The organism is Pseudomonas sp. 22490, assembly GCF_052044465.1.
GTDB classification, from domain to species: Bacteria; Pseudomonadota; Gammaproteobacteria; order Pseudomonadales; family Pseudomonadaceae; genus Pseudomonas; species Pseudomonas aeruginosa.
In genome coordinates, this window is sequence record NZ_JBQENS010000014.1 from 112,091 (window position 1) to 124,891 (window position 12,801).

Consider the following 12,801-nt stretch of genomic DNA (forward strand, 5'->3'; position numbering starts at 1 on the left):
TTTCGGCCCCTCCTCCTGTCACTGATACTGGCCGATTTTCAATCCCGTCAGCAGCGCGGACGCCATGAATGCGCCCAGCATCAGGGACCAGATCACGTCAGGCCTTGCGCATCGCGCCGATGACCAGGGCGAGGCCGACCAGCACCGCCACGGCGGCGATCACCAACTTGGCCACGGACCCGCCATCAGTGCTGGCTTGCGCCAGAACCCCCTTGGTGGTTTCGTCGAGCAGCGATTCGGCGAAGGAGACGTTGGCCACGGCCAGGCCGGCGGTGGCGATGGAAGCGTTGCGGAACAGGGTTTTCATTTTTTCCATGATTGGAACCTCATTAATTGCGCGCTTTGCGCATGGCGGAAATGATCAAGCCAGCCCCCAAACCAACGGCGAACAGCCCGATGGTCCCGGCGAAGCCGAGGCGGAAGGCCGACGGGTCGAAACCACCCATCAGCAGAGTCAAATAGCCCTCTGCCTCAGGCGGCAGCAGGTAGGTCTGTATCCACTCAAGGTGCGTACAGCCAACCGTGCCGTCCGCGTTCTGGACCCAGGTCTTGCACACTTGAACCGATACAGAGCCTTCCATTCGTGCAGTCCTCAAACAGCCAGGGAGGCCGCTAGGCCGTCGATCCAGCCCCAGGCGTAGCCGGTGGCCAGACCTACCGCGAACAGCGAGAGATAGCGGAGCATCGCGGCCTCCTACGGCTTACGCCTTGGCGTCCGGAGACTTGTCTTGTTTGTCCTGGCCCTGCGGCTGCTGGGCCGGGCGCGGGGCTTGGACCTGTGCTTGCGGGCGGGCCGGGGCTTGGGCGGTCGGCGCCATCGGCTTGCCGCCCACGGCCAGCAGATCCACAAGCACCTGGGTATTGGTGATCCGGCCGAAACGGTCTTGGGTCGGGCGGACCACGCTGGCGAACTTGCAGAGCACCGGCTGGCCTTCGAAGACGATGGCGTCCAGCAGGGTCGGCTCGATGTTGTATTCGCTGATCTCGAAGCCCTTGGCGTTGCCACGGGCACCTTCCGGGATCGGGGCGATGGATTGGACCGAGGCGTAGATTTCCCCGGTCTTGGTCGAGGTGTAGGTGTCGGTCTTGGTGACCCACAGTTCGACGACGCCGCCTTGGGTTGCAAACATGTTCATCGGTGTTTCTCCTTCAATTCGCCTTTTTCGGCGTGAGTTGTCCCGCTGCTGCAAATTCGGCTGTTTCGCCTTCATTCAGCGGTGTTGGGTGAAAGTGATGTGTTGGGCGATCCCTTCGGGCCGGGCTCTATTCGCTAGCGAACCAAGCCAACCACGGGTACTCGTCTCGGCCCATTCGGGTAACGATCCCTATCGCAACGTCGTCTCCAACGGCCAAGGGGAACGCTTCCCCTTGGAACCCGCAGAGCAACACCAAGGGCTCTGCCCTTGTCATCCCGCTCTTGCCGCCGAGGGCTCGGGAGCGCGGGGCGGAGAAGCTGCCCCACACTCCCCAGCGGAGGCTGTTTCAGGGGGGAGGCGTTCAAGGGTGCGCTGCGCCCGTGCTTCCGTTCGCCGGAACGGTGAGGCTGTTCCGACGAGCCGGGAGCGCGGCCCTTGACCGGATCGGCCACGGTGCGGGCGGCTTGGATCAAGCAGAGCAGGAGCAGCGCTTTCAGGGTGTCAGCGAGCATGGATCAGCCCTCCAGTTGGAATGCTTCGCGCACGGGCACAAAGGGCGTGGCTTCCCGCTGTCGTACACAACGTGCCAGTACTTCGGCGGACGCCGGGACGGGTCGTGTTTCGCGCAGAAGGAACGGGGACGGCAGAGCCAGCGGCCACCTTCCAGATAGGGCAGCCCAGGGGGCCGGCAGTCCGGACACGGCGACGGGCTGTGCAATGGGATGACCTGCCTTGCGGACCAGCACACAGAGCAGCCGCAGTCCGGGGCGTGGGTTTGGCGCAAGTAATTCGGAGACGACATGGTCAGCTTCCTCCTTATCTTGGCGAGCACGGCCCCAGGCGAGAGCTTCAACCCGCAGGTCGGTCAGATAGGACTCTTCCGGCTGGGAGAGGTAGCCGGCGTCCATGAGGCCATCGATCAACATCAGGGCGCGGTCGAAGGGTTCGCTGGGATGCTCCGCCGCGTGCAGCAGATAGCCCTCAAGGAAGCTCAGCAACGCGTTAATCGGGTTGCTCGACAGAACGCGCGCTACCTCAACGCCTTCAAAGCTCTGCTCAACACGGAAGACCAGTTCGGCATTCAGGGAACGCATAGAGGCCTTGGCAGCCTGTTCAACCCGAGCGCGAAGAGCTGGAGGCATCCGGAGCTTGAATTGCGGATCGGTGCGGCTCATGCCGTCCACTCCTGTTCCAACAGCCAGTTGCGAAGCAGCGCGCTATTCACCATGCGCAGCTTTCCGAGCTTCACGGACGGCAGCACGCCTCGATAAACCCAGGCGCGGGCAGTGCCATAGCTAATGCCGTTGCGCTCCGCCCACCGTTCGATGGACTCCACATCCTGTTGCGGCCCTATCAGGGCACTGGGGTTAAGCTCTTCCAGTTCCATGCTCATTCCGTCACTATTCGTGGCATTAACAAAATTCATATATGGATTTAGTCCATATGGACATTATCCATAAATCAGAAATTATGACAATAGTCCATAATGGTATTTATCAATGGCTGAAGGCATGGCCAATAGAGCGCTTCAATTGCTTGATCAGACCAGCTTGAAAGAGTTGGCAGAGGTCAATAGCAAGGACTACGTTCGCTGGCAGAGTATTAAGAGAGGCAGGGCGAGAATTGGCGCAGAAGAGCTAGAACAGCTGGGGAAAATCTATCCCCAGTATCGCTGGTGGCTCATGACCGGAGAAGTTATGCCTGAAATTGGGCAAACTAGCCCGTCCTATGACGAAGCCAATCGAAACTTGCCCAATCAAAACGCGGGATAGCGATCACTAGAAAAGTAGCACTGCGATGGTATGCCCTACGGACGGAAGGCAAGAATGAAAGCTGACAAGGACGATGCACCAGAATACTTAAAAAGAAAGCGGAGCCAGAGCTTTGGCAAATGGTCGCTGGCAATTGCTCTAGGGCTAGGGCTTTCAGGGTTAGCCTTACACATGGCAGAAAACCAATTCCTAGCAAAACCACAGGCTGGCCAGACCTCCTATTCTGAAAACCCTACTCAGACCTCTAACTATAACATTCCAGAAAGTGAGCCCAAAAAGACATCAGAAGAGCTTTTTTGGGAAAATGTTAATGCGCGCAATCATCAACAGAACAAGCCTAAGCAAGCTGTTTATAACGATAGCAATTACAGGCCACAAAAGCCGGCAAACATCTACACACCGCCAACAACCCATCGAATAGTATCCGCACCCCAGCAAACCCAGCAACGCCAAGTCAACCGAGCAAGCCGCGAGCGAACCTCTAAATGGATCAAAAGCTGGAATGGTGGTACAAACTATCTGGCGGAATGGCTATCTGTAAACAATTACATAGATGGCTCCAGTGTCTGCGCAAATCACCGACGCGGATCAATCGACTTCCGCGAATGCCGCAAGGCTGCCAAGCAATATTTCCATGAACAGTGCAGAATCTGGCGTGTGCGTTATGACAATGACCGCAAAGTAAGCAGTGATCGAATGAAGACACGTTACTGCACTGCGGCGAGCAGCTTCAACCCAATGGGATAGTTTAATTAAAATCAAGGCAACTTATTTTTTAGAAAACCAAGACGAAACCAAAATTATGGATCTACTAGGTGAGGAACAGCCCACCTCTGGTCAATTTCCACCGGCCATGACGGGCGAAATCGGCCGGAACCAGCTGATAATTTATTTAATACCTTGTGCAAATCGATTTAGCATCGCCAGAGGTCAAGTCACTTATGGCACAATCGATACGCTTCACTCCAAACCTCAGCTACTACCTGATACCACCCCTGCAAGTAAACAGCCAAGAGTTATATACAGTAACTGACACTACGCCACTCGCAATTACAAGGAAGCATCCATGCGCCGCCGAGCTAACCGTACCTCCGACTCAATCTCCGTAGCACCCCATAATAGCGCAAAGCGAAGCGATCTAATTAATCCGGAATTATTCGGCAACGAAGCAGGAGATGATGAAGATCTAGATGTACTCAATAGCTATTTCCTAGACAAGCCGGAATTTGGTCGCTTCTATTCTCCACACACACGACTTGCCTACGTCAGATCTAGAAAAGGGGTAGGAAAATCGGCACTACTCAAGCAGACGCTTTTTCTGCGAAAAGAAGCAAACGCAGGGGAAATCTTAATCTACGTCAAGGCTGCTGACCTAATAGCACTGCAAGACGTTAAATCAAGCTCGCCTGATGAGTTGTTATATGGCTGGCAACAACGGATCTGCTCACAGATCAATCTTGAGCTTGGCTCAACATTACGCTATGGATTTACTGATGACTCAATGCTATTAATCGAGTCTGCCGAGATAGCTGGATTTCGAAACAGAAATATTGTAAGCGCTTTATTTGACAGATTAAAAATAAAAGGATTGGGCGCTGAAATTGATCGCACAAGGCTAACTGCTGTCGACCATCAAGCTGTGCTCAAAAGGGTACTCGGAAACCAGGAAGTTACGGTGTGGTTATTTGTTGACGACGTGGATGCTACGTTCGTCAATACAGAGCATGAGCGACTCAAAGCAAGCACTTTTTTTAGTGCCTGTCGAAACCTGGTCAGCTCTGTAAAAGGCCTCTGTATTCGCGCATCCGTGAGGAGTGATGTATGGTCCGTCTTAGCCCAGCACGATGAAGCTTTAGATAAATGTGAACAATACATGCTGGATCTTGCCTGGAGTACGACAGAGAGCGGGAGAATTCTAGAAAATAAAATTATCAGCTATTTTTCTCGCTACTACAGCGATGACACCAGATTCACTTCTTTGCAGCCGGAAACTGATGGCTACAAAATCCGAAAAATTGTGTTCAATGAACCTTTCCAATGGGCAGGTCGTCGCCTGGAATCGTATAGACCAATTCATATCTTATCAGCTGGGCGCCCTCGATGGGCCGCTCAACTTTGCAAGCTCGCTGGTCGTGACGCTTATGATAAGTCATTCCCTCTTATATCGATTGGACACATCAGGGCGGTGTTAAGGAACTATGGACAATTCCGTGTAAGCGACTTGTACAAGGAGCATCGTCATCAGTGCCCAACGCTCCAGAATATAATTGAATCCTTCAGCGGTGGCGTTTACAGATTCACAACAAACGAGCTTATCGATCATGTAGTAGAGAAGATAATAAGAAGAGTCGGCGTTCCTGTGATTGACGGAATCAATTCAGAAAAAGGGGCTCTTTCAGTAGCTCATTTTCTGTTCAGGTGTGGCTTCATTGCTGCACGCGATGAGACTGATGTTACGGGATTGGGATTCGTTCGCTATGAAGAGAGACCAAATCTACTAACTTCGAATATTAATCTTGATGATGGAATGTCTTGGGAAGTGCATCCAAGTTACCGGGAGGTGTTGCGCATCAATAAGTAAGCAGCTTTGCCAAGCTGACGATCTCTAGTTTTCGCAATCACAAGCTTTGATTGCGAAAACTAGCAAGCCGCACCACAAACAATCCATGCAAGCCCTAAAATGGGACAGATTTATTTGTCTGCTAGTCCGGCCGCTTCTGGCCGTTAGCAGACATCAGACACCTGTCGAAAATGTGTCGAAATCAATGGCAAGAAGAGCTACGGAGCGAGACGCCTAGACAACGAAAACAATGGCATTGGAACGTACAGAAATGCTTCAAAGCCCTCTTTTAGAGGGTTCGATTCCCTTCGCCCGCTCCAGATCCCAATGCAAAAGCCCCTGACACCAACCAGTGCCAGGGGCTTTCTGTTTTCAGGCTTTACCGCGTAAAGCCCGGGAAAGATCGGAAGCGCCCCATGGATTTCGGCGGAGACGCAGCCGGAAGGTTCCTCTCCTTTACATCATCAGCGAGTAGGCCCGCTCCAACTGGTCCAGATCGATATCCAGGGGCAGCGGCAGGGGCGCTTCGCCGATGCGCTGCTCGCTGGCGAACTTTCCCTCGGCCAACACACGTGCCGGGTCGTTGAGGGCGAGGAAGTCGCCCCCGTCGTATTCCCAGAAATTCAGCGGGGAGCGGCCGGAATAGGTTTCGTTCCAGCAGGCGACGTACGAACGTTCGCCCAGGACTTTCGGACGGCAGGAAACGTAGGGTTCCAGATAGACCTCATGGGTGAGGTACAGGAAGGTGAGGTCATCCACGCGATAGGCCGGCGCTTCGCTGACCTCCTGGGGCTCCTCGTCCAGTTGCGCTTCGGGGTTCGCTCCCGGATCGACCGCTGCGACAGCGGAAAACCCATCCGCCCCCCCAGGCTCTCCCATGGCCATGCCTCCGCCGATGAAAAGGGAAGCAACCACGACCAATAACTTCAACACGACGCGTCCTCGCCTGAAAATCGCGGAGATTACGCCGCCAACTTTTCAGGTATGCGATCAGGGTGGCCCGCAACTTTCCGCCCCGCCGCCCGATATCGGGCAATTCCTACACGACGGAAGACGCATCCACCTGGGCCCGCACCCGGCTCGTCTTCTCTCTCAGCGCTCTTTCACGGTGTTCCGCAGCAAATTAGTAATTATCTGTAGGAATAACTCCTCAACAGCCTCGTATCACTTCCGCTCGAGCCGAATCTCGACCAGCTTGCCATCGATGAAGCACAAGTGTCGGTAGACGCCTCCACTGGGGCCATACACCCAGAATTCGGTGCGTGCGGCATTCAACTTGGGCACGCCGTTGTTGCGCAGGGCAGGCTCGTTGACGATCCTGCTCAGCGGTTGCCCGCACCTTTCCAGGACTTGCTCGACGCTGTCGCCCTCGTCCACCAGATGCGTGCCGCATCTCATCGAGGCGAGGGCAGGAGTTGCCAACGAAGACATGAACAGCATCAGCGCCGTGCGAAACATGGATACCTCCCGCCTCCCCCGATAATGAAAGCGCGGACCGCCGCGGGGCGAGGCGAACTCCCTCACAAAGGCGCAAGCGTCGCACAGCGGCATGGCGACGCAGGCAGTTCCTTGCCGTCGCTTCGCCAGCTTCGTTAGACTGCCGCATCGCAGCACGCTTTCGTGGCTGCGCCCTCCCCGATCCGAGGCTTGCATGTTGGAGATAGTAGTCATCCGATAACCGCCACTTCGTCATCCCGCACGAGGTGTCGCCGGTTATCTGCCTTCGCCATGGCTCGCACGCGCCTTTTCGCGCCGTGCGGCCGCGTTGTCACACCGATGATTACAGGTTCTACCGACATGAACGTTTCCAAGCCGGAACAACGGACGCTTCACGCCTTGGCCCAGGGCGGCCATATCGCCTTCCTTCGCGACGCTTCGGGCAAGATCACCCGCGTCGAGTGCTACAACCGCGACGGCCACCTGCTGCTCGACTGCACCCTGGCGGTGTTCTCCAGGCTGAAGAACAAGGGCCTGGTCCACTCCCGCCAGGGCAGGCCCTACCGGATATCCATGGCCGGGCTGAAAGCCGTGCGCCCGCAGGCGGACAATCGCTGACCCCCTTCCTTTTCCATTGCCCCCGCCGGGACAAGGCGGGGGTTCCGAGGAGTGCTTGCATGAATATTTCCATCCGTGCGGAAACGCCCGGCGACATCGACGCCATCGCCCGCCTGACCGAAGCCGCGTTCCGCAACGAAACGCACAGCAGCCATACCGAGCAGTACATCGTCGACGCCCTGCGCCGTGCCGGCGCGCTGACGTTTTCGCTGGTGGCCGAAGCGAACGGCCAGGTGATCGGCCATATCGCGGCCTCACCAGTGACCATCGATGGCGAAGCGGGCGACTGGTACGGCCTCGCGCCGCTATCGGTGGCGCCCGAGCGGCAGCGCCAGGGTCTCGGTTCGCAGTTGGTCCGGCGCCTGCTCACCGAGTTGCGACTGCTGCCCGCGGGTGGCTGCGTGGTACTGGGCGAACCGACCTACTACTCGCGCTTCGGCTTTCGGGTGGAAAGCGGCCTGGCGTTGCCCGGCGTTCCCGCCGAATACTTCCAGACACAGTCCTTCAGCGGGCGCATGGCGCGAGGAATAGTGGCCTTCCACGCCGCATTCGACGCCAGCGACTGAGCCGGAACGACAGCAGCCGCTATGTCGCCCCCTGGTCGCGGGCTCAATCGAACTGGGTACCCTTCTGGATCAGTTCCACCTTGTAGCCGTCCGGGTCTTCGAGGAAGGCGATCACGCTGCGTCCGTGCTGCATCGGCCCGGCCTCGCGGGTGACCCGATAGCCCAGCGCCCTGGCCCGGGCGCAGGTGACGGCGGCATCCTCGACCTCGATGGCCAGGTGGCCGTAGCCGTCGCCCTGGGTGTAGCCGTCCCGGTCCCAGTTGTGGGTCAACTCCAGGGCAGCGGCCGCGCGCTCGTCCTGGTAGCCGACGAAGGCCAGGGTGAAGCGGCCTTCGGGATAGTCCCGGCGCCGCAGCAGGCGCATGTCCAGGGCGCGGGTGTAGAACTCCAGCGCGGCCTCGAGATCGGCCACGCGGAGCATGCTGTGCAGGATTCGCATGGAAATTCTCCGTGGAATCCGGCGGCGAGCCGCCGGAGCGGGGATCAACCCTCGATGCGGTAGCCCTTGAACAGGAAAAGCGGACCGAAGGCGTAGCTGTCGATCAGTTCGTAGAAGCGCGCGATGGTTTCGTTGCGGCAATGCTGGAGGAACGCCGCCTCGTCTTCGTACACCTCGTCGAGGTAGAAGCGGTTGCGGTTGTTCTCGTCGCGGATCACCTCGAAGCGCAGGGTGCCCGGTTCGTTCTGCAACGAGCCATTGGCATCGAACAGGCCTGCCGCGGCGAACGCTTCGCGCTTGTCGGAGGGAACGTCGAACTGAACCAGTACGTGGTAGGTCATGGAATCTTTCCTCGTGAAATGGGGTTGGAAGCGATCGCGAGGTCCATGCTAGGGTGGCCTTTCACTCATTAAAAGTAATCAATAATCAGCAAGTCACTCACTTAAAGAGAATGATGTGAAACTCTCTCAACTCGGATTCTTCTGCGCGGTGGTCGAACGCGGCACCATCGCAGCCGCGGCCGAACAGTTGCATTGCGTGCCGTCGAACATCACTACCCGCTTGCGCGAACTCGAAGGACAACTCGGCATAGCCCTGTTCAATCGCGAAAGGAATCGCCTGCTGGTCACCCCCGAGGGCCGCCTGTTGTACCGCCATGCCCGGCGCCTGCTGGCGCTGGCCGACGAGACCGCCGCGCTGTTCGCCGGCGACCAGGCGCACGGCGCGCTACGGGTCGGCGCACTGGACGTGGCCCTGGCCAATCATCTGCCCCAGCGCCTGGCCCGCTACCGCCGCGAGTCGCCGGGCGTTGAACTGCACATCCGCCCGGAGCATTCGCTGCTGCTCGAGCGCCTGCTGATGGAGGGAGAGCTGGACCTGATCGTCACCGACGGCCCCATCGAACACCCGTTGCTGGCCAGCCGCCTGGCCTTCCGCGAGCGCCTGTTGCGGGTCACTCCCGCCGACCTGCCGGCACCCACTCCCGAGGACCTCGCCAGCCTCGAACTCTATGTGTTCGGCCACACTTGCCACTACCGCCGCCAGGTCGACCGCTGGCTGGCGGAAAGCGGTATCCAGCCGCGTGCAACCCTGGAAATCGAGTCCTACCCAAGCCTCTTCGCCTGCATCGAGGCCGGTCTCGGCTTCGCCTGCGTGCCGGAGAGCTTCGTTGCACGCATGCCCTCCGCGCGACGGGGTTTCCATGCCGAACCGGTAGCCGGCCTGGACTCCAGCGATATCCATTTCGTCTGGCGCAAACAGCAAGCCTCGCCGCTGATCCAGGGCTTCATCGACAGCATCGGCGCCGACTGACGCCAATGATCGATGCCGCAACACAAACGCACTCGGAAAAATCGGTAACAGCGGAACCACTGCACAGACCAGAGAAAAAGCCGCCACCAAACAGGCCTGGCGGCGACACCGGAAGTACCCTCGGCGGCCGATTGCCGAGCCGATCCCCTACCTGCCCCCTGGGTTTTCCGACGAAAGACCTTGATTCGTGGGAGGTAGGGTCGTCTCCGCTAGATACCCCTCAACCCTGCGTGCGGGCTCCATGCCCGAGCGCCTTGGCGAGATTTGCCCATAGAGCCATCACTTATGACTGCGACAGACAGAACGCCCCCGCCATTGAAATGGCTCTGCCTCGGCAACCGTGATGCGAACGACGGATTCGAGCTCTTCGCCCATGGCATCTATGCGAGGAACGGCGCGTTGGTCGGCAGCAAGCTCTCCCTGCGCGAACGGCGCCAGCGCGTCGACCTGTCGGCCTTCCTTTCCGGCGCACCGCCGCTGCTTGCCGAGGCGGCGGTCAAGCACCTGCTGGCACGCCTCCTGTGCGTGCACCGGCACAACACCGACCTCGAACTGCTCGGCAAGAACTTCATTCCCCTGCATGCCAGCAGCCTGGGCAACGCCGGGGTCTGCGAGCGGATCCTGGCCTCGGCCAGGCAATTGCAGCAGCACCAGGTCGAACTCTGCCTGCTGCTGGCCATCGACGAGCAGGAACCCGCCTCGGCGGAGTACCTGGCGTCCCTCGCCCGGCTACGCGACAGCGGCGTGCGCATCGCGCTGCACCCGCAACGCATCGATACCGACGCTCGCCAGTGCTTCGCCGAGGTCGACGCCGGCCTCTGCGATTACCTGGGCCTGGACGCGCGCCTGCTTGCCCCCGGCCCGCTGACGCGTAACCTGCGCCAGCGCAAGAGCATCGAGTACCTGAATCGGCTGTTGGTGGCACAGGACATCCAGATGCTTTGCCTCAACGTCGACAATGAGGAACTGCACCAACAAGCCAACGCACTCCCCTTCGCCTTCCGTCACGGCAGGCACTATTCGGAGCCTTTCCAGGCCTGGCCGTTCAGCAGTCCGGCCTGCTGAACGCCGACGCGGCTGCCAGCCGTCACGCCAGGCTGGCCCGCTATCCCACCAGGCGCTACCCTTGGCGGTTTCGACGGACAGGGACGACGGTCATGGGCAACTATTTCGAGAGCCCCTTCAGGGGCAAGCTGCTCTCGGAACAGGTCAGCAACCCGAACATACGGGTGGGGCGCTACAGCTACTACTCCGGCTACTATCACGGGCATTCCTTCGACGACTGCGCCCGCTACCTGATGCCGGACCGCGACGACGTGGACAAGCTGGTCATCGGCAGTTTCTGCTCGATCGGCAGTGGCGCCGCCTTCATCATGGCCGGCAACCAGGGACACCGCGCCGAATGGGCGTCGACCTTCCCCTTCCACTTCATGCACGAAGAGCCTGCCTTCGCCGGCGCCGTGAACGGCTATCAGCCAGCGGGCGACACGCTGATCGGCCATGACGTCTGGATCGGTACCGAGGCGATGTTCATGCCCGGCGTACGGGTCGGCCACGGAGCCATCATCGGCAGCCGCGCGCTGGTGACCGGCGATGTCGAGCCCTATGCCATCGTCGGCGGTAACCCGGCCCGGACCATTCGTAAGCGCTTTTCCAATGGCGATATCCAGAACCTGCTGGAAATGGCCTGGTGGGACTGGCCACTGGCCGATATCGAGGCAGCCATGCCACTGCTGTGTACTGGGGATATCCCCGCCTTGTACCGGCACTGGAAACAGTGCCAGGCCTCGGCCTGACGGTTGGACGAAGGAGGTCGAGGATTTTTCTCGGGCCCGATGGCCTACCCTCTATGCTTCCAACGGTGTACTGTCGCGATGCCTGGCCATCCAGGCATGCGTGCCAGAGCCACTCCAGCGACCGTACCGGCGGAACGAAACGCTGTGTTTCCGCCAGCCCGTGCCGAGCAACGATCGCCGGAACGATCGCAGGACTTCATGACCGGCGGCCTCCTGGAACGGCTACCGGGCAAGACGAGTGACAAGAACGACACATGATTGAAGAAGCCACTTCCAGCAAGCACTCAGACACGACGGACGCCCCGCTGGTATCCGTCGTAGCGCCCTGCTTCAACGCGGAAAAGTACCTGGAAGAAGCCCTGCGCAGCATCTACGAGCAGGACTACCCGAATTTCGAAGTGATCATCGTCGACGACGGTTCCACCGACAACAGCTACGCCATGCTGGAGCAGTTGCAGAAAGTCCACGGTTTCCAGCTCTACCGCCAGCAGAACCAGGGCGTCAGCGCGGCGCTGAACTTCGGCCTGCGACACGCCCGCGGCGACTACGTAGCCACGCCGGACCTGGACGACATCATGCTGCCGCACTCGTTGAGCGTGCGCGCCGCGTACCTCGACCAGCACCCGGAAGTCGGCTGCGTCGGCGCCCTGGTGATCTACATCGACAGCGAAGGCCAGGAAACCAAGCGGCAGAACGGCAATCGCATCCGCCAGCTGGACTTCGACTACCTGCTCGGCAACGCCTACGTCTGCGGCGCCCCGGTGTCCCTGTACCGCATGGAGGCCCTGCGCGCCGCCGGCTTCTACGATCCCGAGATCAAGGTGCAGGACTTCCAGATGACCCTGCGCATCGCCAGCCAGGGCTACCAGATCCACAAGCTGCCGGTACTGGTCACCCGCTACCGGCGCCACCCCGACAACCTGTCGCGGCGCTACAAGGTGCTGCTCGATGCCGACCTGCGCACCATCGCCCCCTACCAGTCGCATCCCGCCTACGAGCGCGGCCGCACGGAGCTGGTCAACAAGGCCCTGAAATACGCCGTGGTCGCGGACAAGCGGCATGCCTGGCAACTGCTCCGCTCGCTGCCGCTGCGGCAGTGGAACCGCACCACCTTCCGCCGGTTGAAGCGCTTCCTTCTCCATCACGAGAGCTGAGTCCGTCACCGC

General features: G+C 59.2%; 17 protein-coding genes and 2 pseudogenes. 9 read left to right on the forward strand and 10 right to left on the reverse strand.

The window, feature by feature from the left end:
- Positions 1 to 97: 97 nt before the first annotated feature.
- The 6 genes and pseudogenes from ACTJJX_RS17380 to ACTJJX_RS17405 all read right to left on the reverse strand — a co-directional run bounded on the left by ACTJJX_RS17380 (position 98) and on the right by ACTJJX_RS17405 (position 2,523).
- Entirely contained in the window at positions 98 to 316 is a 219-nt protein-coding gene (locus ACTJJX_RS17380) for a hypothetical protein (RefSeq protein WP_003163345.1), read from the reverse strand.
- 13 nt (positions 317 to 329) lie between these two features.
- Positions 330 to 581 carry a hypothetical protein gene (locus ACTJJX_RS17385; RefSeq protein ID WP_003124954.1) on the reverse strand — a complete coding sequence of 84 codons (252 nt, stop codon included), beginning with the start codon at positions 579 to 581 and terminating at the stop codon, positions 330 to 332.
- Between the two features lie 120 nt (positions 582 to 701).
- Positions 702 to 1,136 carry a hypothetical protein gene (locus ACTJJX_RS17390; protein ID WP_003125073.1) on the reverse strand — a complete coding sequence of 145 codons (435 nt, stop codon included), beginning with the start codon at positions 1,134 to 1,136 and terminating at the stop codon, positions 702 to 704.
- A 515-nt stretch (positions 1,137 to 1,651) separates the two neighbouring features.
- Positions 1,652 to 1,938: pseudogene (gene pflM / locus ACTJJX_RS17395) on the reverse strand (lysogeny maintenance protein PflM).
- A 256-nt stretch (positions 1,939 to 2,194) separates the two neighbouring features.
- Positions 2,195 to 2,311, reverse strand: a pseudogene (locus ACTJJX_RS17400) (Arc family DNA-binding protein); the annotation flags it as partial.
- Entirely contained in the window at positions 2,308 to 2,523 is a 216-nt protein-coding gene (locus tag ACTJJX_RS17405; RefSeq protein WP_016852068.1) for a hypothetical protein, read from the reverse strand. The pseudogene ACTJJX_RS17400 and the gene ACTJJX_RS17405, both read right to left, overlap by 4 nt.
- Before the next feature lie 112 nt (positions 2,524 to 2,635).
- On the opposite strand from ACTJJX_RS17405, the gene ACTJJX_RS17410 reads away from it, so the two are divergent.
- From ACTJJX_RS17410 to ACTJJX_RS17420, 3 genes are all read left to right on the forward strand, one after another.
- A complete protein-coding gene (locus tag ACTJJX_RS17410) occupies positions 2,636 to 2,908 on the forward strand; it encodes a DNA-binding protein (RefSeq protein WP_071534339.1) in 273 nt (90 codons plus the stop codon).
- 54 nt (positions 2,909 to 2,962) lie between these two features.
- Positions 2,963 to 3,655 carry a hypothetical protein gene (locus tag ACTJJX_RS17415; protein WP_023082821.1) on the forward strand — a complete coding sequence of 231 codons (693 nt, stop codon included), beginning with the start codon at positions 2,963 to 2,965 and terminating at the stop codon, positions 3,653 to 3,655.
- Between the two features lie 319 nt (positions 3,656 to 3,974).
- Positions 3,975 to 5,489, forward strand: a complete 1,515-nt coding sequence (locus ACTJJX_RS17420) for a P-loop ATPase, Sll1717 family (protein ID WP_023082822.1) — start codon at positions 3,975 to 3,977, stop codon at positions 5,487 to 5,489.
- Between the two features lie 435 nt (positions 5,490 to 5,924).
- Here ACTJJX_RS17420 and ACTJJX_RS17425 read toward each other — a convergent pair whose 3' ends face one another.
- Both ACTJJX_RS17425 and ACTJJX_RS17430 read right to left on the reverse strand, forming a co-directional pair.
- On the reverse strand, positions 5,925 to 6,401 hold the full coding sequence (locus ACTJJX_RS17425; RefSeq protein WP_010895516.1) for a hypothetical protein: 477 nt from the start codon (positions 6,399 to 6,401) through the stop codon (positions 5,925 to 5,927).
- A gap of 231 nt (positions 6,402 to 6,632) precedes the next feature.
- Positions 6,633 to 6,926: a DUF2845 domain-containing protein gene (locus ACTJJX_RS17430; protein ID WP_023082823.1), complete on the reverse strand. Its 294-nt coding sequence runs from the start codon at positions 6,924 to 6,926 to the stop codon at positions 6,633 to 6,635.
- Between the two features lie 339 nt (positions 6,927 to 7,265).
- On the opposite strand from ACTJJX_RS17430, the gene ACTJJX_RS17435 reads away from it, so the two are divergent.
- Both ACTJJX_RS17435 and ACTJJX_RS17440 read left to right on the forward strand, forming a co-directional pair.
- Positions 7,266 to 7,523 carry a YjhX family toxin gene (locus tag ACTJJX_RS17435; RefSeq protein WP_003085431.1) on the forward strand — a complete coding sequence of 86 codons (258 nt, stop codon included), beginning with the start codon at positions 7,266 to 7,268 and terminating at the stop codon, positions 7,521 to 7,523.
- A gap of 59 nt (positions 7,524 to 7,582) precedes the next feature.
- On the forward strand, positions 7,583 to 8,089 hold the full coding sequence (locus ACTJJX_RS17440) for a GNAT family N-acetyltransferase (protein ID WP_003123051.1): 507 nt from the start codon (positions 7,583 to 7,585) through the stop codon (positions 8,087 to 8,089).
- A 43-nt stretch (positions 8,090 to 8,132) separates the two neighbouring features.
- On the opposite strand, the gene gloA is transcribed toward ACTJJX_RS17440, so the two are convergent.
- Positions 8,133 to 8,528, reverse strand: a complete 396-nt coding sequence (gloA, locus tag ACTJJX_RS17445) for a lactoylglutathione lyase (RefSeq protein ID WP_003098430.1) — start codon at positions 8,526 to 8,528, stop codon at positions 8,133 to 8,135.
- Between the two features lie 44 nt (positions 8,529 to 8,572).
- Positions 8,573 to 8,869: a putative quinol monooxygenase gene (locus ACTJJX_RS17450; RefSeq protein ID WP_003120798.1), complete on the reverse strand. Its 297-nt coding sequence runs from the start codon at positions 8,867 to 8,869 to the stop codon at positions 8,573 to 8,575.
- A gap of 115 nt (positions 8,870 to 8,984) precedes the next feature.
- Here ACTJJX_RS17450 and ACTJJX_RS17455 point away from each other — a divergent pair, with 115 nt between their 5' ends.
- The 4 genes from ACTJJX_RS17455 (at position 8,985) to migA (ending at position 12,789) form a co-directional block, all read left to right on the forward strand.
- The gene (locus ACTJJX_RS17455) at positions 8,985 to 9,839 is read left to right on the forward strand and encodes a LysR family transcriptional regulator (protein WP_003123052.1); all 855 of its coding nucleotides are present in this window, start codon (positions 8,985 to 8,987) and stop codon (positions 9,837 to 9,839) included.
- Positions 9,840 to 10,124: 285 nt separating this feature from the next.
- Positions 10,125 to 10,904, forward strand: a complete 780-nt coding sequence (gene toxR, locus ACTJJX_RS17460; protein ID WP_003120800.1) for a toxA transcriptional regulator ToxR — start codon at positions 10,125 to 10,127, stop codon at positions 10,902 to 10,904.
- A gap of 92 nt (positions 10,905 to 10,996) precedes the next feature.
- Positions 10,997 to 11,635, forward strand: coding sequence for a type B chloramphenicol O-acetyltransferase (gene catB / locus ACTJJX_RS17465; RefSeq protein ID WP_016852070.1), 639 nt, complete (start codon positions 10,997 to 10,999; stop codon positions 11,633 to 11,635).
- A 254-nt stretch (positions 11,636 to 11,889) separates the two neighbouring features.
- A complete protein-coding gene (migA, locus tag ACTJJX_RS17470; RefSeq protein ID WP_003163351.1) occupies positions 11,890 to 12,789 on the forward strand; it encodes an alpha-1,6-rhamnosyltransferase in 900 nt (299 codons plus the stop codon).
- Positions 12,790 to 12,801: the final 12 nt, after the last annotated feature.